The organism is Enterovirga aerilata, from assembly GCF_013044135.1.
GTDB lineage: Bacteria > Pseudomonadota > Alphaproteobacteria > Rhizobiales > Beijerinckiaceae > Enterovirga > Enterovirga aerilata.
Genome location: NZ_JABEPP010000006.1, coordinates 1 through 19,787 on the forward strand (window position 1 = coordinate 1; position 19,787 = coordinate 19,787).

Genomic DNA, 19,787 nt, shown 5'->3' on the forward strand with positions numbered 1-19,787 from the left:
GACCCGACCGAACCAGATCGACCAGCTGCCTGCGAAACTCCGCCGGATATGGCGGCCGATGTCTCGGCATGTGAACACCTCCTGCTCAAGGGAAAAGGTGTCCACGTAAGCGGGTCAACTCCAGCACCTCGATCCAAAATTCAGCCTCGGGAGACTGGGCCGTCGTTGCCGATCGCAATCATACATGCGGCGGAGGCGCGTATCCTCACCCACGCAGTCGCGCGGGTCCGCAGAGACACATTTGCGGCGCTCGGGTTCAGCCGGCCGGCAGACGAGGGCAGAAGCTCGATAGGACGGGTGGTCCGCTCGCTTTTGGGACGCTGATGTGCGAAGTGGGATCGAGCCGCTGCGTAGGGAGAAATGCTCCTTCTCTCGTGTCGTTCACGTGGGCGTGTCCCCATCTAGACGTAAACTTTTTGAAGTTTAGCTTTGCGGCAACCAGGGTGAATGCCCTCGCCGCGACGTGCGGCCACGAAAACCCTCACATGAGAACAATCTACCGATCGGGGGACACGCGAGAGCTTAGGTCTCGGCTTCTCCGGCTTGAATTCGCACAAAGCTTCCGCGGGCAGCCGATTCGACCGATGCTCCGAATGTATCCTGCGACACGTCCCGCGCAGGAGCACATCCTGCCGTCTCCCGTGCTCGGCAGAGCGCGTTGGATCGGCTTCGCGCCCAGAGACCTCGAAGCACTGGAGATCCTAGCTCCACGAGGCAGCGTCGGGGAAATCCGGATTGACTCGATAGCGCCATTATCGGCACTGCAACTTGCTGGCACGCTTCTGCGCCAACCAACAGCGATGGCCCGTTTCATCTATAGCCGGTTCGCAGGCGTGCACGCGACGACTGTGTTTCTGCGATCTCTCCTCGACCTGGCTCCGCTTACGAACTTTGCCGATTTCCGGAGGACGCGAACCCGGGCTTTTGAGCCGGCGGGCCTCGACGCGGCAGTTACTTCAGAGGCTCGTATCGGGCCCGTTCCCTGTTTTGTGGTCGTAGTGGGATCAGAGGATGTTTCTCCCCTGGTTCAGACCTTAGCTTCGCTGGGACAGCAAGTTGATGCAGGTTTCCGGGTCCTAGTTGGGCTACATCCCGGCGCGCATCACCGGCAGAGCGTTGAGCACATCCATCGGTCCGGTCTCGCCGACCGGGCCGAGATCGTCCAACTGACCGATCTCGATTCACCTGCCCGGGTCGCTCTCTCGCTCGCCTGTGCGAGTTCTGCCGAATGGGTGGGGTGGCTGAAGCCTGGCGATCGCCTGTCGCCGGAGGCCACTCTTATTTTACGCGATTTCCTTGCGGGCGAGCCTAGCATGAGAGCGGTGTATGCCGACAGTGTCGCATCGCCGGCTGACAGCTCTACTGCATTACCCGAACTTAAGCCCGACTGGAGCCCGACATACCTGGACCAAATCGACTATGTTGGCCGACCTTGCTTGTTCAGGAGGCACCTGCTCGAGGCTGCGGTGCACGAGATCGATGATGCCGATCCCGACCCGTGGTGGACCGCACTCAGGCTGGTTGGGAGAGGTCGGAGCCGTGGCGAGATGGCTCATCTGAAAAGGCTTCTGCTCGAACATGCGCCAGTCACGGCTCCCAAGCCGAGGGCGCTTCCATCCTCGCCCTATTCTCTCAGTTCTGCGCGGAAGGCCACCATCGTCATCCCGACGCGTGACCGGCTCGATCTGCTGCAGCGTGCTGTCTCAAGTATCCTTAAGCATTCTGGCCAGTGCGACAATTGCGAGATCCTGATCGTCGACAATGAGTCTGTTGAGGCTGATACGCTAACCTACTTATCCGCCATTGATGATAGCGAACGGGTCAGGGTGTTGCGCCGTCCCGGCCCATTCAACTTCCCCGACTTGATCAATGCCGGAGCTGAGGCGGCGGAAGGCGATCTGCTCGTTCTTCTCAACAACGACTGCGAGGCGCGCGATGGGACATGGATCGCCGCGATGGCTAGCCTCGCCTTGCAGCCGGACGTCGGCGCTGTTGGGGCAAAGCTCCTCTACGAGGATGGGCGTTTGCAGCATGCCGGAGTCGCGCTCGGGTTAGGAGGGGAAGCGGGTCACCGGGATCGGAAGCTGCCAGCTGATCACCCAGGCAATTTGAATCGGCTGAAGGTCGTGCATGAGGTGTCCGCGGTCACGGCGGCGTGCCTCGCGGTCGAGCGTCGGAAGTTCGAGGAGATCGGTGGCTTCGACCGAGCCTTTGCAGTTGCCTTCAACGACATCGATTTCTGCCTGAGGCTCCAGGTGCGCGGCTACCGCAACCTGTTGAGCCCTCACGCGGTCCTCACCCACGCCGAGTCAGCGTCGCGTGGACGAGACTCAGGCCCGAAACGAGCTCGTTTCGAGGCTGAGGCCGCCCTGTTTCGTGAGCGGTGGCTGCCGCTCATTCACGATGATCCGTTCTTCCACCCGCTTTTCTCCACCACGCGCTTCGCTGATCATCTCGGGTGAGAGATTTCAGCCGAGGCGGTGATCCTCGACCGAGAGCCAGATCAGGGCAGCGATGCTCCATAGGACGAAGAGAGCCGTCGCGATCGCGATCGAGTACTCGAAGCGCTTCGGGTAGGTGTATTCCTGCGGTAGCCCCGGCGGCACGAAGACCGACAGGTAGACGGACTGCGCCTCGGCCTGCCGCCTCGCGCGGTCGAGACCGGCCTCCGCCAGCGCATAAAGTGTCTCGGCCATCTTCTGCTTGATCGCGACCTCCTCGAACCGCGCGAGCGAGGCTGCCACGTTCCGCGCCTCCTCGCGATTCCCGGCGAGCTGGGTGCGCAGGTCCGCCGCCTGCTGCCTGAGCGCCTCTATCCGGCTCGTCAGCCGGCGGACCGCAGGCGAATCGGGAGCGAGGGACCGGCTGGCGACGAAGAGTTCACCTTCGGCCGTGATCTGGTCGGCCAGCACCTTCGTCAGAAGTTTGCCAGTCTCTGTCGCGGTCTGGATCGGATCGATCAGCCCTTCGGCGTTCCGATACCGTTCCGTATCGCGGATCGCCTCGTACATGAGAGTCTGCGCGCGCTGAACCTCCTCGGTGGCGCGCCGGAGGGCATCCTGCCGGGCACGGCGGGAGATGTCGTTGACGAGCTTCTCGCTCAGCTCGCCAATGGTCCGCACCAGGAGGACGGCATCGTCCGGACGGAAGGCGCGGACTTCCACAGTCACGATCCCCGACATGGAATCGATATAGGTGCTGACCATCCCCCGCCAGTATTCGACCAGCTCCTCGATCGAGGCGTTCGCCTTCAGACGGGCATAGAAGTCGGCTTCCGGCCGGGTGAAGATCGTACGGAGATCGACGGTTTTCTGGATGTCGTCAACGATCGCCCGGCTCTGGATGTAGCTCGTCACGACATGGGCGTCCTCGGTCGCGCTGGTCCCGCCGGATCCGGAGCCGCCTCCCTTCACGGCCGAGAGCACGGAGGCGAGCCCCTCCTTTGCAGAGCCGTCCTGCGGTCCGAGGCGGACCACGAAGCGGGCCTCCGCGACGAACTGGTCGGACGCGATGAAGGCGAAATACAGCGACACCGCGAGGGCGGGGATCAGCACACACGCGACAAAGCTGAGCTTCCCCCACGGGAAATTCGAGGTTGCGGGCTCCGGGTCGAAGACGTCGACCGGAACGGCCTGCCGCGCCAGTCGTCCGCCCGAGGCGCGACTCAGCGCCCGCTGGTAGAAGCGGGTGAGGGGTCTGAAATGCTGCTTGGGACTGAGAGGCCCGACGGTTTGCACCGTCCCATCCAGAACGGTGCTGGCCGCCGCCCTGCGACCGGCGGGGATCTGCTCTGACATCACCCTCGGCTCAGACTCGCCTCGCTCCGCCCGCCGGGCGGGCACGTCCCCATCTAGCTCTCGATTAGTGACTTTTCAAAGGCTTCCGACAGGAAGTGAAAGACGGCAATGTCATGTTCGAGGAGCCTCTCGACGCTCGGCATCTCTCGCAGCCGAGCCCCCAGCTCGCGTGCTGCCGGAATCGGCTCTACCACCGGCACCTCACCCGTATGCAGCGAGAGCGCGTCCACGAGTGCGTCCGCGAAAAGCTCGGCTCGGTGCCGCACCCCGACGATCCGGAAGCCGGACAGGACGCTGAGCGCCTGGCCTATGGACGAGGGTTTCAGGACCTCGTCCGGCAGGCGGGTGGTGAGCTGCCGTGTAACCGGGTCGGTCAGCATATTGGCGACCTCAGGGTCCATGTCGCGGAAGGCCCGGCTGAGCGCCCTGTCCGAATCGAGCGGCAGGCCTGATGCGAAGCTTTTCACGGTCTCGAAGGTGACGCTGTCCCGCAGCCCGAGGATCCCCGCCCGGTTCTCGCCGATGAGCCGCAGGAGGAGGACCCGCTCTGCGAGTTCTTCGAACGGCTCCTGGACCATCGCGACCGAGGTGTAGCCCTGATCGAGATAGTACTCGACGCTCCGATAGGAGACCCGCCCGCTGGCATAGACGGAATCCGTATTGTTCATCAGGAACATCTGGTGCGTGGTCTCAAGGCCGAAACGGTCGATGCTCGGGAAATAGAACTGAAAGCGTGGTTGCACAGCCCGATCGATGCGGCTCAAGGGTAGAAGATGCGTTTCCAAGCGGAAGATCTTCTGCCGTACGATCGCCTCCGGATTGTAGCGGCGATAGATGATGACATCGCTCTCGGCATCCCGGATCTCGAGATCCGTGATCTCGGCGAGACCCGGAATCTCGCCGTCGTCGATCGTAAAGCCGCAGAGCCCCGTTTCGTGCCGGCCAGCATGGACGAGCGATTCGCGCAGGCTGTCGGTCTGTTTCGTGAGGAGCTCGTCGCCCCTTCGCGTGACACGGATCGTCGCTCGCCCCGTGAAGCCGTCCGGCACAAGGTAGCCGATGATCTCTCGGCCGAGATCGTGCTCGATGTTGAACAGCATGGATCGGTTCGGGGTCGCCCGGCCCGTCAGGCCTGGCTTCTGCGAGCAAGCACGCTGAAGGACGGTCCGTTCGGATGGTCGGCCTGCTCGTGTGCGATCTGGAGCGTGTCGAAGCCAAGCGCCCGCAGGACGGCCAGCAAGTCGTCTCGCTCGATCCAGCGATGGTCGTCGTAGAGGCCGCCGCAGAAGGAGGCGTTCTCCTCCGCCCGATGATAGCTGCGCGGATACAGGCGCACGTTGACGCCGTGGAATGAGCGGCGCTCCACCCCGTCACGGAAGACGCCCCGCCGGATGTCGGTGGGCGGCATGGCGGTCTCGCTCATGTAGTGCGTCCAGAGAAAGAGCGCGTCGGTCGCAGCCGCCGCACGTTCGAGGAACCCGAGCGGATCCCGAAGGTGATAAAGGACGCCGGAGGCCACGATCAGGTCGTAATGGAGGTCCGGCTGCCCGAGCCAGGTGATGAAATTGCCGAGATGGAAGCGGGCCCGCTGAAGCGCGACGAGTTCCTTGAACACGAGACAACGAAGGTAGGCGAGCTTGTTGGCCTCCACCGCATCGATGCGAGCCGCTCCCGCGCGTTCGATCATGTAGGTGTGGCTGCCCTCGAGCGGCCCAAGCTCTAGCACGCTGCGCCCCTCGAGCGTCCCGTACTGCTCCAGCATCCAGCCGATCCGGTCATCGGCGTAGAGCGGCAACGGCCCGGCTTTGACCGGCATCTCGGGCGGAAAGGCGCAGGTCCATCCAGGAACCGAGTCAACCGCGTTCTGGGGCGAGGGCATCGTGTCGACATATTGCTCGAAGAGCGAGGACACGGACTTCTTGCTGGCGACCATCTCGAACTCCGGGATGCGGCCAAGCGCCGGCAAGCGGCTGTCGAGACCCATCCCTGTTTAGATTGGGCGCTTAGCGAGGATGAGGAAGCTCGTCGAGAGCCCGGAGGCCGGGCACGGAGCCGCGCGTGTCGTGCCAGGGATTATACGCCGGGTCGTCGAACAGGTGGGTCGCATGGCGCTCCCGCAGGTTCTTCTGCTCGCGTCGGAAGCGTTCGACCTTGTCAGGCGCCTCGTCGCTGCCGCGGCTGGCCGATTCGTGGTGGATGAGCGTTGCGAACGGGGTCCAAACGACACGGAACCCCTTGTCCCGGGCTCGCAGGCAGAAATCGATGTCGTTGTATGCGATGGCGAAGCGCTCTTCGTCGAACGGTCCTGCCGTCTCGAAACAGGCCCGGGATACGAGCATCGCCGCGCCGGTGACGGCCGATAACGACTGGCGCACCGCCAGACGGCCCATCGGGCCCCAGAACCGGTCCGACTTGCCTCCGAACCAATGGCCGGCGAGGCCGCCGAGGCCGACGATGACGCCGGCATGCTGGACGGTGCGATCGGGATAGAGGAGCCGCGCTCCGACGATCCCCGTCCCCTCGTAGCGGAAGCAGGACACCATCTCCTTCAGCCAGCCGGCGTCCTCGATCTCGATGTCGTTGTTGAGGAGGAGCAGGAACTCGCCCGAGGCGCGCGCCACACCGCAATTGATGGAGCGCGAGAAGTTGAACGGGCCCGGCACGGGCTCGACGACGAACGGAACCGGCCCTTCCCGATGGTGCTCGTAAAGGACCAAGGTTGCGGCATCCTGCGTGTCGTTATCCGCGACCACGATTTCGAGGTCGGGGTAGTCGGTGCCGCGAAGACCCGCGAGGACGGTCGCCATCAGGTCAGGGCTGTCGCGGTTCGGGATGATCACCGAGACCTTTGGCCACCGTTCGATCGTGAGGTCGAAGCGTAAGCGATGGAGTTCGGGCAGGAGGGCATCGTCCACGGGGACGGGTCGGCCCGGCGCGCCATAGCGCTCGGTGAGGGTGCGCCTCGCGCTTTCGACCGCGACCGGCTTGAATTCCGTCGAGAAGCTCGCTTGGTGCCGACGCCACAGATAGGCGGGGTAGGGGAGATGCAGCACCCTCGCGGGATCGATCCCGTCGAGGTACCGGAGCAGCAGGTCGTAATCCTGCGACCCTTGGAAGCCCTCCCGGAATCCGCCAATCGCGGCGAGTCGGTCGCGCCGGTAGACCGAGAGGTGGTTGATGTAGTTCACACCGGACAGGAGAACGGGATCGTAGGCGGGCTTGAGCATGTAGCTCGTGGGCTTCATGCGCCCGTCCGTGACGACCTCGTCTGTGTAGATGAACTCGGCGTCCGGCCGCGCCCTGATCGTCCGGGCGATTTCAACGACGGCTCCGGGCGAGAGCGCGTCGTCATGGTCGGCCAGACCGATCCAGGGAGTAGTAGCGTGTCGCAGCGCTCGGTTCGTCGCAGTGGCGATGCCCTGGTTCCGCTCTCCGGACACGACCCTCACCCCTGCCACCCGGGCATGGGCATTCAGCCATTCCAGCGTGCGAGGCGATTTGGAGCCGTCGTCGCTAAATATCAGCTCGGCCAGGCCTGGCGGCTGAGCGAGGAAGGAATTGAGCAGGGTGTCGAGATGTCCGGGATCCGTCTCGTAGGTGGGGACGAGAAACGACAGGAGAGGCGTCTCGCCCGCGTCAAGCTCCAGGGGAGGACGCGCTGCCGCCATGGCCAGAACCTCGGTATAGTGCTCGGCGGTGCTACGATAACGGCGCGTGTCCCGGCCCGAACCGAGGCCCTCTAGCTCGATCCGAGAACTTGAGAGGCGCTGCACCCGCGTCGGTCCGTGCCCATAGCGGTCGCGGTCGAGCCAGCGGACGAGCCGTCGCGCAAGGAAGCGACTGGGTGTGGTAAGAGCAGCGACCGTAACCCTGCCCGGCTCGGAAGACGGGTCGAACCGGACGCGCCGCACCTCGGGCATCCGGTCGAGCTCGAGCCAGCAGATCGCTCTCCCGCACGGTCTAAACGCTACGCTCTGCGCATCGGTGAACCCATGACCCGTATCCAGGAAGAGGGCCGGCTCGATCCGTACGGACACAGCGTCCGCGACCAGGATCAGGTTCCGTGGGCGTAACGGGCCTGCCACCCGGTAGATGAGCTGCGGGTCGTGGTCGAGCGCAGTCCACTGCAGGATACCGACGCGCTTAAGCCCGATGGCCTTGCGCGCCATCGCTGGGAAGATCATAGAATGCCGTGCTTCAGCCGGTCTCGAAAGGCGGCTTGGGTGGTGGGCTCTGTCGCGGCGCTTGCCACGCTTCCGGTCGCCAGGATAGCTTAACGAGATGGCAGCGCGAAAGCCTCGGCCGACGCTTTCGCGCTCGATCGACCGATGGATGCGCGGCCGCGAGCCGACCAATATAGACTTACGCCATGAATCCGCCACGGGCTGGTGACATGGGGGTAGGCCATAGCAATCCCCCGTACGCAACAGCACGCGAGCTGCCGCCACGCGACACGACAAGCCTGTCGGCGCGCCCTTTTAGGGCGTGTCGGAGAGCTTCACGAACGATGATCCAGCTCTCCAACGTCTATAAATACTACAAGACCGAAGCGCACCGGAAGGTGATCCTGGACCACGTGTCCACCGTCTTCGAGCAGGGTTGGTCTTACGGGCTTCTCGGAGTGAACGGTGCGGGCAAGTCGACGACCATGCGGCTCATCGCCGGGACGGAGCTGCCGAATTCTGGCAAGGTCCGCCGTTCGACACGCGTGTCCTGGCCGCTGGGCTTTTCGGGCGGGTTCGATCCCCTGATGAGCGGGCGCGAGAACGTGCATTTCGTAGCCCGGATCTACGGTGAGGACCCACGCAAGGTCTCGCGCTTCGTCGAGGACTTCGCCGAAATCGGCGACTACATCAACGAGCCGGTGAAGACCTACTCCTCGGGTATGATGGCGCGGCTCGCATTTGGGCTCTCTATGGCCATCGAGTTCGAATGCTACCTGATCGACGAGGTGACCGCCGTAGGTGACGCGCGGTTTCAGGCCCGTTGCGAGGAGGTGTTCCGCCGACGGCGCGAGAACACCGACCTGATCGTCATCTCGCACTCGATGGCGACCATCAAGTCCTTCTGCAGCCGCGGCGCTGTGCTCGTTGACGGTCGTTTGATGATGTTCCAGGACGTCGACCAGGCGATCGAGATGTACAATCGGCTGAATCGATAGTGTCCGACCTGACTGCCATATTCGGGCGCCTGGCTGGCCGCCCCGGAGGGGCCGGCTCATGAGCGTCGAGCCGATCACCTCGCCGGTCCGCGTCCCGGCCGCGCAGCGCGCCCAGAAGGTCTCCGAATCCCTATCGGAGGCGGCGCGCCGCCTGCGCTTCGCGACGGGCGGGCGCAGCCCCGTGCCGACCACCCATCGGGCGCGCCGGAATCGGCAGATCGCGCGCCTGGTGACCTGGCTGGGCTTCCTCGCCTTTGTCGCGGTACCCACGCTTGCGTCGACGCTCTATTTCGGCCTGATCGCGTCCGATCAGTATGTCGCAGAGGCGCGGTTTGCGGTCCGCAGCGGTGCGATGGCGGGCCTCGACGCGCTCTCCTCCCTCACCGGCATCCCGTCGATCCAGGTGATCCAGGACACCCAGGTCGTCACGAACTACATCGAGAGCCGTGCGCTGGTGGAGTTGCTGGCCGAGAAGGCCGACCTGAGGGGACGCTATAGTGTGCCGGAGGCGGATTTCTACGCGCGCCTGAACCCGGACAAGCCGATCGAGCGGATCGTCAAGTATTGGAATTCGATGAGCCATGTGGCGATCGAGATGCCGGGCGGCATCGTTGTCCTGACGGTCCGCGCCTTCCGTCCCGACGACGCGGTCGCACTCGCGAATGCTGTCGTCGACGCAAGCGAGCAACTCGTGAACGACATGAACGACCGGGCAAGGCGCGACGCCGTCGCGGATGCCGAGAGGGAACTGCAGCTTGCGGCGGGGCGTCTCTCGCAGGCGCGCGCGGCGCTGGAAGTCGCGCGAAACCAGGAAGGCATAATCGACGCACCGACCGAGGCGAAGAAGACGGATGCGCTGATCTCGGCTTTGAGGGCGCAGCAGCTTGAGTTCGAGCAGCAATATGCCGTCGCGCGCAAATCGGTGAGCGACGACGCGCCGCAGATGAGGAACCTACGCGCACGGATCGACGCGACCGCGCGGCAGGTGGAGAAACTGCAGGCCGAGCTGACGACCCGCCCGAGAGGCGATACCGCGGGCCCCGTGCTTACGAGCTCGATGACGCGGCTCTCGGCCCTCGAGCTTGAACGTCAGATCGCGCAGACGCAATACACGAATGCAGCGGCCGCCCTCGAGCGGGCGCGGCTGGCGAGCCTGTCGAAGCAGATCTACCTCACCTCCTTCGTCCGGCCCGCGGCTGCCGAGGAGGCGCGCTATCCGCGGCGGGCACTGAACATCTCGGTGACCCTCGGGGCGGGGCTCCTCGCATGGGTTTCGTTCCTCGGACTGGCGAATGTCGCTCGTGCCCGGATCGGGCGATAGACCCCGCCGTTCAATTCGACATGGTCCAGCTTCTCCGACGAAGCAGTTGAAAAGTCCTGGATCGCATTCCCGGCTTGCGATTCGCCCGCCGGACGTGCTCTAGCCTCCGGCCTTGCGCTGGGCTCGGCTTCGGGCCGGAGATGTTGGGCACGATGGTTGAAAAAGGTATCATCCTGGCGGGCGGGCAAGGGACGCGCCTCTATCCCACCACCCGTGCCGTCTCGAAGCAGCTTTTGCCCATCTTCGACAAGCCGCTCATCTATTACCCGCTCACCACCCTGATGCTGGCCGGGATTCGGGACGTCCTGGTGATCTCGACCCCTGCGCACCTGCCGCTCTTCGAGGAACTGCTCGGCTCCGGTTCGCAGTGGGGGCTGAACATTTCCTATGCGCCCCAGCCGGAGCCGCGGGGCCTCGCCGAGGCTTTCCTTATCGGAGAGCGCTTCGTGAGTGGCCATTCCTGCGCGCTGGCGCTCGGGGACAATGTGTTCCACGGTGCCGGCCTGACGGCGCAACTCGTACGCGCCGCATCGCTCGAAAGCGGCGCGGTCATCTTCGCCTATCCGGTTGCGGATGCCCGAGCTTTCGGGGTCGTCGAGGTCGACAGGACGGGGAAGGCGCTCTCCATCGAGGAAAAGCCGGCCGAGCCGAAGAGCGATCTGGCCGTGACGGGGCTCTATTTCTACGATTCCGATGTGGTCGAGGTTGCGCGGGATGTGCGGCCCTCGGCACGAGGAGAGCTCGAGATCACCTCGGTCAATGCGCATTACCTGGAGCGGGGGAAGCTGACGGTCGAGATTCTTCCGCGCGGTACAGCATGGCTCGACACGGGAACGGTCGAGGCCATGCACGAGGCCTCGGCCTTCGTGCGCGCGGTCGAGCATCGTCAGGGCTTCAAGATCGCCTGCCCGGAGGAGGTGGCCTGGCGACAGGGCTTCATCTCGACCGATGAGCTTCTTGCGATCGCCGGCACCCTGCGGAACGAGTACGGCGCCTATCTAAGGCGCATTGTGGCATCGCCGCGTCACTGATCGGATCTGGTTATGGCTACCGTGCAACTCGTGAAGCCGCGCCGCTTCGGCGACGCCCGCGGTTGGTTCTCGGAAACCTATAGCCGACGCGCCTATGAAGCTCTTGGGATCGGGCCGGAATTCGTCCAGGACAACCACTCCATGTCGGCGGCTATCGGCACGCTGCGGGGGTTGCACTTCCAGGTCCCGCCGCACGGGCAGGGCAAGCTGGTGCGCTGCACGGCCGGCGCCATCATGGATTACGCACTCGACATACGCCACGGATCGCCCACTTACGGACGGTGGCTCTCGGCGGAGCTGACGGCCGAGAACGGCTACCAGCTCTGGGTCCCGGTCGGGTTCGCGCATGCCTTCGTGACGCTGGCTCCGAACACCGAAGTCATCTACAAGGTAACCGACTACTACGCGCCCGAATGCGATAGCGGCGTCCGCTGGGATAGCGTCGGAATCGAGTGGCCGCTCCCCTTGGGTGGACCGGTTCTGTCGGACAAGGACCGCGCGCTGCCCACCCTGGCCGAGCTCGAGAGTCCTTTTCCTTATGACGGCGAGCCCCTACCGGAACGTCTGGCGTGACAACCGGAGCCTTTCGGTGACCAAACGCGTTCTCGTGACGGGCGGGGCCGGCTTCATCGGGTCGGCGGTCGTGCGCCATCTTATCGCGGAAAGCGACTACGAGGTCCTGACGCTCGACAAGCTGACCTATGCCGGGACGCTCACCTCGCTCGGGCCGGTGAGCGAAGATCCGCGGCATGCCTTCCTCCAGGCCGACATCTGCGATGCGGAGGCGGTTGCCGGTGCGTTCGCGCGTTTCGATCCCGACATCGTCCTCCATCTCGCGGCCGAGAGCCACGTCGACCGCTCGATCGACGGGCCGGCCGTTTTCGTCGAGACGAACGTCGTCGGCACGTTCCGCATGCTGGCCGAGGCGACCCGGCATTGGCAGGGCCTCGCTCCAGGCCGGAAGGAACGCTTCCGGTTCCATCACATCTCGACGGACGAGGTGTTCGGCTCGCTTGGGCCGGACGGCTTCTTCGTCGAGGAGACCCCCTACGATCCGCGCTCGCCCTATTCGGCCTCGAAGGCCGGGTCGGACCATCTCGTGCGTGCCTGGCATCACACCTATGGCTTGCCGACGCTGGTCACGAACTGCTCCAACAATTACGGGCCGTATCACTTCCCGGAGAAGCTGATCCCGCTCATGATCGTGAAGGCCCTCGCGGGTGAGCCGCTTCCGGTCTACGGACGGGGCGAGAATGTCCGCGACTGGCTGTTCGTCGAGGATCACGCCCGTGCGCTGCGCCGGGTCTTCGAGGCCGGAACGCCTGGCGAGACCTACAATATCGGCGGAAACTCGGAGCGGCGGAACATAGAGGTGGTCCAGGAGGTCTGCCGCCTCCTCGACACCATGCGCCCGCGCCCCGATGGCCGCTCCTATGCCGAGCAGATCGCCTTTGTGGCCGATCGCCCTGGCCACGACCAGCGCTATGCCATCGACGCCTCGAAGATCAGGCGCGAGCTCGGCTGGTTCCCCCTTGAGACCTTCGAAAGCGGCCTCGAGAAGACCGTCCGCTGGTATCTGGAGAACGAGGCGTGGTGGCGTGCCATCCAGACAGGTCAATACCGCGGCGAGCGGCTGGGGCTGAGGTCGGGTGAGCATCACATGTGTACGGCTCGAACGGACGTGCGGCCTTGAGAGGAAAGATGACGCGCTCGGGTGTCTGCCCCTGAGAAGTGGTCCTCCCTGAGGTATGGCTTCGAGCCATGTTGGTCCTGCCCCTGTTTGTGGTCCAGGGTCTATGCAAGTCGCCGGACTTCGATAGCTTGGTTGGCGAAGGCGCTCGGGGTCAACGCCGCCGAGGCCCGTGAGAGATCGGTTTCCGTTGTAGTCGGTCCTCCATTCCTCAAACCGATCGCGGGCATCGGCCATCGACAGGAACCATGACGCATTGAGGCATTCCGCCCGAAGACAGCTGTTGAAGGCCTCGATATAGGCATTGTCCGTGGGCTTTCCCGGCCGGGAGAAGTCGATCTCGACACCGTTTAGGTACGCCGGCCGCGCTCCTTGGAGAGCCGATCGAGGATCTCGGTGACCTGGTAGGCGCGGAAGTTCACTCTTGGGACGAGCGCAAGCGCCTCTCGCATGTGGCAGTCCACGATCGTCAGGATCCGGAAGGGACGTCCGTCGAACAGCCGATCGAATGCTCTAGGCTGGATGAGATTGGAAGTGTGGCGCCCGTCGTTCTGGGGAATGGCCGCGGGTGATGGAAGCAGAGCGTCGGCATCCTGGTCGCCCCAACAACGCCGTAATCGCTATATCTGAAGAGTGGGGAGGCTCCTTTCTTGTTCTTATTTCCTTCTTCAGCCACTTCATTCCGAGGGCCGTTCGTAGCGCAGGCTCGCGTTATCAAGGCGCTTATATTGCGCGATATTCGGACCCGCTTTTTCGGGCACGGACTGGGCTATCTCATAGCGATCGCCTGGCCTCTTGCTCACATCGTAGTTCTGATCGGAATTTGGAGCTTCATGGGGCGCGCAACTCCCTACGGCTCGAGTTTGGCCCTCTGGTTCGCTACCGGCCTCGTTCCTGTGATGTCGTTCATTTACGCGTCCCGTTGGATTATGCTTTCGGTGGTGGTCAATAAATCGCTTATGGCATTCCCCGCTGTGAAACTGGTCGATATCCTTGTGGCACGTGCAATTCTGGAGTCAGGTGCAGCGTGTTGCATGGCGCTAGCGCTCTTCGGGTTGTTTTTTGCCTTTGGAATTGATCCATTTCCAGCATCCGCCGTGGATGCAATGAAAGCTGTTGGTGCAGGTATACTGCTTGGCATTGGTTTTGGTTTTATCAATGGCGTAATCGCTGCGATCTACCAGTTATGGGTTACGGTCTATACTCTTGCGACGATCGTCCTATATATCTTGTCAGGCGTCTTATTCGTACCGGATCATATGCCAGAAGCCGCGAGAGAGGCTCTCTCGTGGAATCCTCTTGTGCACGCTGTAGAATGGATGAGACTCGCGTATTACGGAGCGTATAGCAGCAGGACATTCGACCCAATTTACCTGATAAGTTGGGGGTTGGTGACTATATTTATTGCTCTTTTGGTTGCCAGATTTGGGCGTCGTTTTGTGAGCAATGCCTGAAATATTCTAGTGGTTTCGACTGTGTCGGGCGCTGCGCGAACCTGGAGCGTTCAGGGTCGGAGTCGTGGCGACATCGCCAAGAGGCCCGCCGAAGGTGGTCAGCTCCGTGACCTCGAGCGGGTCGCCGCCCGACTTGCGAGCACCGGAGAGCGCTCCCTGGTGCATTCTCGGCTGCGCGGGTTTTCCCCTCGGGAGGGCGTTGAGGGTTGGAGCCGGGAAGCGGCGCCATTATGGTGCCGGCATGGGCCTGAGCTCATCCGTCTCGGCCCTGGGAGTTCATGAATGAAGAAGGTCTATCCTGACGCCCACGCGGCGCTTGCGGGCGTGATCAGCGACGGCATGACGATTATGGCCGGAGGCTTCGGTCTGTGCGGCATTCCCGACCTCCTGATCGAGGCCATCCGCGATTCCGGCGCGAAGAACCTGACGATCGTCTCCAACAATGCCGGGATCGACGGCGTCGGGCTCGGGGTGCTCCTCGAGACCAGACAGGTCAAGAAGATGATCTCGTCCTATGTCGGCGAGAACAAGACCTTCGCGCAGCAATATCTGGCGGGCGAGCTGGAGATCGAGTTCAACCCGCAGGGCACCCTGGCCGAGCGTATCCGCGCGGGCGGCGCCGGCATCCCGGCCTTCTACACCAAGACCGGCTACGGCACCCTGATCGCGGAAGGCAAGGAGACCCGCGAGTTCGACGGCGAGATGTACGTCATGGAGCGCGGCCTCTTCGCCGACCTCGCGGTCGTCCACGCCTGGAAGGGCGACACGGAAGGCAATCTCGTCTACCGGAAGACGGCGCGGAACTTCAATCCGATGATGGCGACCGCCGCCAGGGTCACGGTCGCCCAGGTCGAGCACCTCGTCCAGCCCGGCGAGATCGATCCCGACCACATCATCACGCCCGGCATTTTCGTGAGCCGCATCGTGCACGCTCCCAATGCCGCCAAGCGCATCGAGCAGCGCACGGTCCGCAAGGCCGCCTGAGGAGGACAGAGCAACATGGCTTGGACACGCGACCAGATGGCCCAGCGCGCCGCCCAGGAGCTGCGCGACGGCTACTACGTCAATCTCGGGATCGGCATCCCGACGCTCGTCTCGAACTACATCCCGGAGGGGATGACCGTTCAGCTCCAGAGCGAGAACGGCATGCTCGGGATGGGGCCGTTTCCGCTCGAGGGCGAGGAGGATCCGGACCTCATCAACGCCGGCAAGCAGACCATCACGGAGCTCCCGACCACGAGCTATTTCTCCTCGGCCGATTCCTTCGCGATGATCCGCGGCGGGCATATCAACCTGTCCATCCTCGGCGCGATGCAGGTCGCCGAGAACGGCGACCTCGCCAACTGGATGATCCCCGGCAAGATGGTGAAGGGCATGGGAGGCGCCATGGACCTCGTCGCCGGGGTCAAGAAGGTCGTCGTCGTGATGGAGCATTCGGCGAAGGGCAAGGACGGCTCGATGGAGCCGAAGCTGCTCCACCGCTGCACCCTGCCGCTCACCGGCACGCGTGTCGTCGACATGGTGATCACCGATCTCGGCGTGTTCACGATCGACAAGCACGGAAACGGCGGCATGAAGCTCGTCGAACTCGCGCCGGGCGTCACCGTCGAGGACGTCAAGGCGCAGACGGAGGCAAGCTTCACCGTCGCGCTCGGCGAGGCCGCTCAGAAAGCCGCCTGATCGGGCAGGGGCGCGCGGGCTCCACCCCGCGGGGTCCGCTCCATAGCCTGCGTGAGCCAGGCGATCGGGCCGAGCCCCGCCAGCACGATGACGAGGGCGGCGAGCGCGCCGTCCTCGAAGGAGCCCCTCGATGCGGCCCCGTAGACGACGGTTGCGAGCGTTTCGAGGTTCAGCGGCCGCAGCAGGAGTGTCGCAGGCAGCTCCTTGATGCAGTCCACGAAGACGAGCAGCGCCGCGCCGCCCAGGGCGGGCCGCAGGAGCGGCAGTTGCACGTGCCAGGCGAGCGCCGCCGGCCGGGCGCCGAGCACGCGCGCCACCTGGTCGATCTCCGGCGGGGTCTGGGCGAGCTGCGCGGAGAGAGCCACGATCCCGACCCGCATGAAGCGGATCACGTAGGCGATCACGAGCGTCGCGCCCGAGCCCATGAGGATCAGCCTGGCCTTCTCGCCGGTCGCGAGTTCCCAGGCCCGGCTCAGGGCCGTGTCGAGCCCGACGAGCGGCCCGAACAGGCCGAGGACCAGGATCGTGCCGGGGACGGCGTAGCCGAGTCCTGCCACGAACCCGATCCGGCGTGCGAGCCGGGTCGGACGGATCCGCGCCGCCAGCACGATCGCGATCGACCAGAGGATTACCACGGCCGTCGCTGCGAGCGCCAGGAACACGGTCGTCCAGAGATGGCCGATCAGGGCGGGCCCGGCGGCCTCGAGGAGCTCGCGCCGGACCACCTCCAGCGCCAGGAACCCGGCCGGCACGACGAAGCCGATTATCACGGGCAGGGCGCAGAGGAGGAGGGCGATGCCGGCGCGTATCCCGCGAAGCTCGACCGGCTCGCCCCGGGCGGTCGTGTTCGCGGAGCCGTGATACTGGCTCCGGTCGCGCTGAAGCTCCTCGACGACGAGGAGGAGGGCCACGACGAGGAGCGCGATCGAGGCGATCTGCGCCGCCCCCGCGAGATCGCTCTGGTTCAGCCACGCCGTATAGGCCGAGACCGTGAGGGTCCTGACGCCCAGATACTCCGTCGCCCCGATGTCGTTCAGGCTCTCCAGCAGGACAAGCGTCGCGCCGACCGCGATGGCCGGGCGGGCGAGCGGAAGCGCCACGCGCAGGAACAGATGGACCGGGCGGCTGCCCAGGGTGCGTGCGGCCGCCATGATCGAAGGGTCCCGGGCGAGAAAGGCGGCCCGCGCCGCGACGAAGACGTAGGGGAAGAGGACGAAGGCGAAGAGGACGATGCAGGCCGGAAGGGACCGCACCTCGGGGAACCAGGCATCGGCGATCCCGCGGCCGAACGCATTGCGCAGCCCGGACCGCACCGGGCCGGCCGCATCGAGAATCTCCACATAGACGAGCGCCGTGACATAGGTCGGCACGGCGAGCGGCAGCGGCAGCAGCCAGGCGAGCACCCGCGAGCCCGGAAACCGGAAGGCCGTCACGAGCCAGGCGGCGCCCGAGCCGATTGCCGTCGCCAGGATGCCGACTCCGCCAAGGAGAAGCGCCGTCTCCGCAAGGGCGACCGGCAGGACGGTGGCGGCGAGCCGCGAGAGCGCGCCCGCCCCGCCGAGCAGGGCCGTGATCGCCAGCGAAAACAGCGGAGCCGCAACGAGCGCGGCTCCGAGGAGCGGCAGCGCGAGGATCAGCGGGGGGCGAGCGCTGCGGCGCGGCAGCCAGCGCCGCCCAGGCTCGTCGGCAAGCCGCCCCGGAACGGCCTCGGCGACGATCAGCGGTCGAACCCGACCTCGTCCACGAGCTCGCTCGCCCGCTTACGCGCCTTCGCCACGTCGGCGAGGCTCATCGGGTCGGGCTTGAGCGCGCCGAAGGAGGCGACGAACGCATTCACCGGCACGCCCGCGCGGATCGGGTACTCGTAGTTGACGTCCGCGAAGACTTGCTGGGCGTCGGGGGACGTCATGTACTCGATGAGCTTGATCGCGTTGTCGCGGTTCGGGGCATGCTTGGTGACCACCGCGCCCGAGACGTTCACGTGGGTCGCGCCGCCTTCGAAAGTGGGCAGGACGGGCCGGATCGCGGCCGCCCACTTCTTCTGCTCCTCGTTCTTTCCGTTGGCCATCAGACCCACATAGTAGGAATTGCCGAGGCCGAGATCGCAGACGCCGGCCGCGATGTCCTTGGCGACGTCGCGGTCGCCGCCCGACGGCTTCTTCGCAAGGTTCGCCTTCACGCCTTCGAGCCAGGCCTTGGTCTTCTCCTCGCCCTTCTTCACGATCATCGCGGCCGTCAGAGCGACGTTGTAGGGGTGCTGGAAGGAGCGGGTGCAGACCTTCCCCTTCCACTTCGGATCGGCGAGGCTCTCGTAGGTGAGGGCGGTGTCCTGGACGCGCTCCTTGGAGACGTAGATCGTGCGAGCGCGCATGGAGAGCGCGGTCCAGCGGCCTTCCGGATCGCGCAGGTTCGCCGGTACCGCCGAGGCGACCACCTCGGATCGGATCGGGGCGGCAACGCCGAGGTCGAGCGCCTGCTGGAGGCGGCCGATATCGACCGTGATCAGGACGTCGGCCGGGCTCTTCTCGCCCTCGGCCGCGATCCGCTCGGCGAGGCCCTGCTCGGAGAAGATGGCATTCACCTTGATGCCGGTGGCCTTGGTGAATTCATCGAGCGTGGCGGAATACAGTCCCGGCTCGCGGTTCGTATAGACGTTCACCTCGCCGGCAAGCACGCCCGAGGTCCCGACCAGGAGAGCCGCCCCGAGCGAGGCGAGACGAAGCCCTTCGCGATAGGTGCGCACCTTTTCCTCCTGCTCTCGCCCAAGCGCATGGCTGGCTAAGAGCACGACCGGGTGCTCTCGCGCAAGGAAAAGCTGTGATTCGTCAGTACCTTAGATTAAGTCTAAATCGTATCTGCAGAGCTGCGGCGGGTGAGGCGGCCAGCGTCTTGCGCAAGCGCGGGAGAGTTTCGTCTCCCGGAACCTCCGATCGCGACCGCCAGGGCGCCACGCGACGGAGCTCGCAGCTCCGAGATCGCCAGAATGGCGCCTCAGGTCCGCCATCGCCGGGACAGGAGGCGCTGCCAGGCTCGCCTCTGGTCTGCCGTCCGGGCGCCGATATTCGACCTTTTCTATACGCCACCGGGGCTGAAAGGGTCCTGCAGGTGCGAAAACTCACAGAGGAATGCCCCTTGAGCGTTGACGGCGAGCGCCCCTCTGCTCAAGGGTCCGGCGCTGCGGTTGATTCCGCGACTAGAGGAGATGGCGGGAATGGCCAAGGAAACCAAGACGGCGAAAGGCGACGCGAAGCCGAAGGCGGCCGCGAAGGGCGGCGAGGGCGGCGGCCGCAAGGTCAATCCGGCTCTGATGAAGCCGATGACGCCTTCGAAGGAACTCGGCGCCGTGGTCGGCACCAAGCCGCTGCCGCGCACGGAGGTCGTCTCCAAGGTTTGGGAATACATCAAGTCGAACAAGCTCCAGAACCCAAAGAACGGCCGCGAGATCCTGGCCGACGACAAGCTGAAGAAGGTGTTCGGGACCGACAAGGTCACCATGTTCGAGATGAACAAGCACCTGTCGAAGCATCTGAGCTGAGCGCACCGGGCGTCCGGCCGATCTCCGCCCGCGATCTCCGCCCCGCCGCGCCGCGAGCGCTGCGGGGCTGCCCGGCTCGGCCGGTGCGATACCGGTCAAGGGGGGCTGCCGTGCGGCA

General features: G+C 64.8%; 16 protein-coding genes and 1 pseudogene. 10 read left to right on the forward strand and 7 right to left on the reverse strand.

All coding sequences use genetic code 11. From position 1 onward, the window contains the following. The first annotated feature begins 593 nt into the window (after window positions 1-593). Window positions 594-2,462, forward strand: coding sequence for a glycosyltransferase family 2 protein (locus tag HJG44_RS19420; protein WP_171220011.1), 1,869 nt, complete (start codon window positions 594-596; stop codon window positions 2,460-2,462). A 6-nt stretch (window positions 2,463-2,468) separates the two neighbouring features. On the opposite strand, the gene HJG44_RS19425 is transcribed toward HJG44_RS19420, so the two are convergent. From HJG44_RS19425 to HJG44_RS19440, 4 genes are all read right to left on the reverse strand, one after another. Continuing rightward, complete coding sequence (locus tag HJG44_RS19425) at window positions 2,469-3,797, reverse strand: KpsE/RkpR family capsule polysaccharide export protein (protein WP_171220012.1); 1,329 nt, start codon at window positions 3,795-3,797, stop codon at window positions 2,469-2,471. A 53-nt stretch (window positions 3,798-3,850) separates the two neighbouring features. Continuing rightward, on the reverse strand, window positions 3,851-4,897 hold the full coding sequence (locus HJG44_RS19430) for a hypothetical protein (protein ID WP_171220013.1): 1,047 nt from the start codon (window positions 4,895-4,897) through the stop codon (window positions 3,851-3,853). A gap of 26 nt (window positions 4,898-4,923) precedes the next feature. Further along, window positions 4,924-5,730, reverse strand: coding sequence for a class I SAM-dependent methyltransferase (locus tag HJG44_RS19435; RefSeq protein WP_171220014.1), 807 nt, complete (start codon window positions 5,728-5,730; stop codon window positions 4,924-4,926). 70 nt (window positions 5,731-5,800) lie between these two features. Further along, a complete protein-coding gene (locus HJG44_RS19440) occupies window positions 5,801-7,966 on the reverse strand; it encodes a glycosyltransferase family 2 protein (RefSeq protein ID WP_210261247.1) in 2,166 nt (721 codons plus the stop codon). Between the two features lie 338 nt (window positions 7,967-8,304). Between HJG44_RS19440 and HJG44_RS19445 the strand changes: the two genes are divergently transcribed. The 5 genes from HJG44_RS19445 (at window position 8,305) to rfbB (ending at window position 13,003) form a co-directional block, all read left to right on the forward strand. Next, the gene (locus HJG44_RS19445) at window positions 8,305-8,958 is read left to right on the forward strand and encodes an ABC transporter ATP-binding protein (RefSeq protein ID WP_171220016.1); all 654 of its coding nucleotides are present in this window, start codon (window positions 8,305-8,307) and stop codon (window positions 8,956-8,958) included. A 58-nt stretch (window positions 8,959-9,016) separates the two neighbouring features. Continuing rightward, on the forward strand, window positions 9,017-10,279 hold the full coding sequence (locus tag HJG44_RS19450; protein ID WP_171220017.1) for a KpsE/RkpR family capsule polysaccharide export protein: 1,263 nt from the start codon (window positions 9,017-9,019) through the stop codon (window positions 10,277-10,279). A 152-nt stretch (window positions 10,280-10,431) separates the two neighbouring features. Then, window positions 10,432-11,310 carry a glucose-1-phosphate thymidylyltransferase RfbA gene (rfbA, locus tag HJG44_RS19455; protein WP_171220018.1) on the forward strand — a complete coding sequence of 293 codons (879 nt, stop codon included), beginning with the start codon at window positions 10,432-10,434 and terminating at the stop codon, window positions 11,308-11,310. A 12-nt stretch (window positions 11,311-11,322) separates the two neighbouring features. Then, window positions 11,323-11,883 (forward strand): dTDP-4-dehydrorhamnose 3,5-epimerase, encoded by a 561-nt coding sequence (gene rfbC / locus HJG44_RS19460; RefSeq protein ID WP_171220019.1) that lies wholly within the window; start codon window positions 11,323-11,325, stop codon window positions 11,881-11,883. Between the two features lie 16 nt (window positions 11,884-11,899). After that, a complete protein-coding gene (gene rfbB, locus HJG44_RS19465; RefSeq protein ID WP_346767220.1) occupies window positions 11,900-13,003 on the forward strand; it encodes a dTDP-glucose 4,6-dehydratase in 1,104 nt (367 codons plus the stop codon). Window positions 13,004-13,104: 101 nt separating this feature from the next. Here rfbB and HJG44_RS19470 read toward each other — a convergent pair. After that, window positions 13,105-13,506 (reverse strand): annotated as a pseudogene (locus HJG44_RS19470) (integrase core domain-containing protein); the annotation flags it as partial. Between the two features lie 144 nt (window positions 13,507-13,650). Between HJG44_RS19470 and HJG44_RS19475 the strand changes: the two are divergent. The 3 genes from HJG44_RS19475 (at window position 13,651) to HJG44_RS19485 (ending at window position 16,134) form a co-directional block, all read left to right on the forward strand. Continuing rightward, complete coding sequence (locus tag HJG44_RS19475) at window positions 13,651-14,454, forward strand: ABC transporter permease (RefSeq protein ID WP_171220021.1); 804 nt, start codon at window positions 13,651-13,653, stop codon at window positions 14,452-14,454. A 282-nt stretch (window positions 14,455-14,736) separates the two neighbouring features. Further along, the gene (locus HJG44_RS19480; RefSeq protein ID WP_171220022.1) at window positions 14,737-15,438 is read left to right on the forward strand and encodes a CoA transferase subunit A; all 702 of its coding nucleotides are present in this window, start codon (window positions 14,737-14,739) and stop codon (window positions 15,436-15,438) included. Window positions 15,439-15,453: 15 nt separating this feature from the next. Further along, window positions 15,454-16,134 carry a 3-oxoacid CoA-transferase subunit B gene (locus HJG44_RS19485; protein WP_171220023.1) on the forward strand — a complete coding sequence of 227 codons (681 nt, stop codon included), beginning with the start codon at window positions 15,454-15,456 and terminating at the stop codon, window positions 16,132-16,134. Here the strand turns inward: HJG44_RS19485 and HJG44_RS19490 are convergent. Continuing rightward, the gene (locus HJG44_RS19490; RefSeq protein ID WP_171220358.1) at window positions 16,119-17,798 is read right to left on the reverse strand and encodes an ABC transporter permease subunit; all 1,680 of its coding nucleotides are present in this window, start codon (window positions 17,796-17,798) and stop codon (window positions 16,119-16,121) included. The genes HJG44_RS19485 and HJG44_RS19490 overlap by 16 nt on opposite strands. A 53-nt stretch (window positions 17,799-17,851) precedes the next feature. After that, window positions 17,852-18,877 carry an extracellular solute-binding protein gene (locus tag HJG44_RS19495; RefSeq protein ID WP_171220024.1) on the reverse strand — a complete coding sequence of 342 codons (1,026 nt, stop codon included), beginning with the start codon at window positions 18,875-18,877 and terminating at the stop codon, window positions 17,852-17,854. 468 nt (window positions 18,878-19,345) lie between these two features. Here HJG44_RS19495 and HJG44_RS19500 point away from each other — a divergent pair, with 468 nt between their 5' ends. Continuing rightward, complete coding sequence (locus HJG44_RS19500; protein ID WP_171220025.1) at window positions 19,346-19,669, forward strand: SWIB/MDM2 domain-containing protein; 324 nt, start codon at window positions 19,346-19,348, stop codon at window positions 19,667-19,669. The last annotated feature ends 118 nt before the right edge of the window (window positions 19,670-19,787 follow it).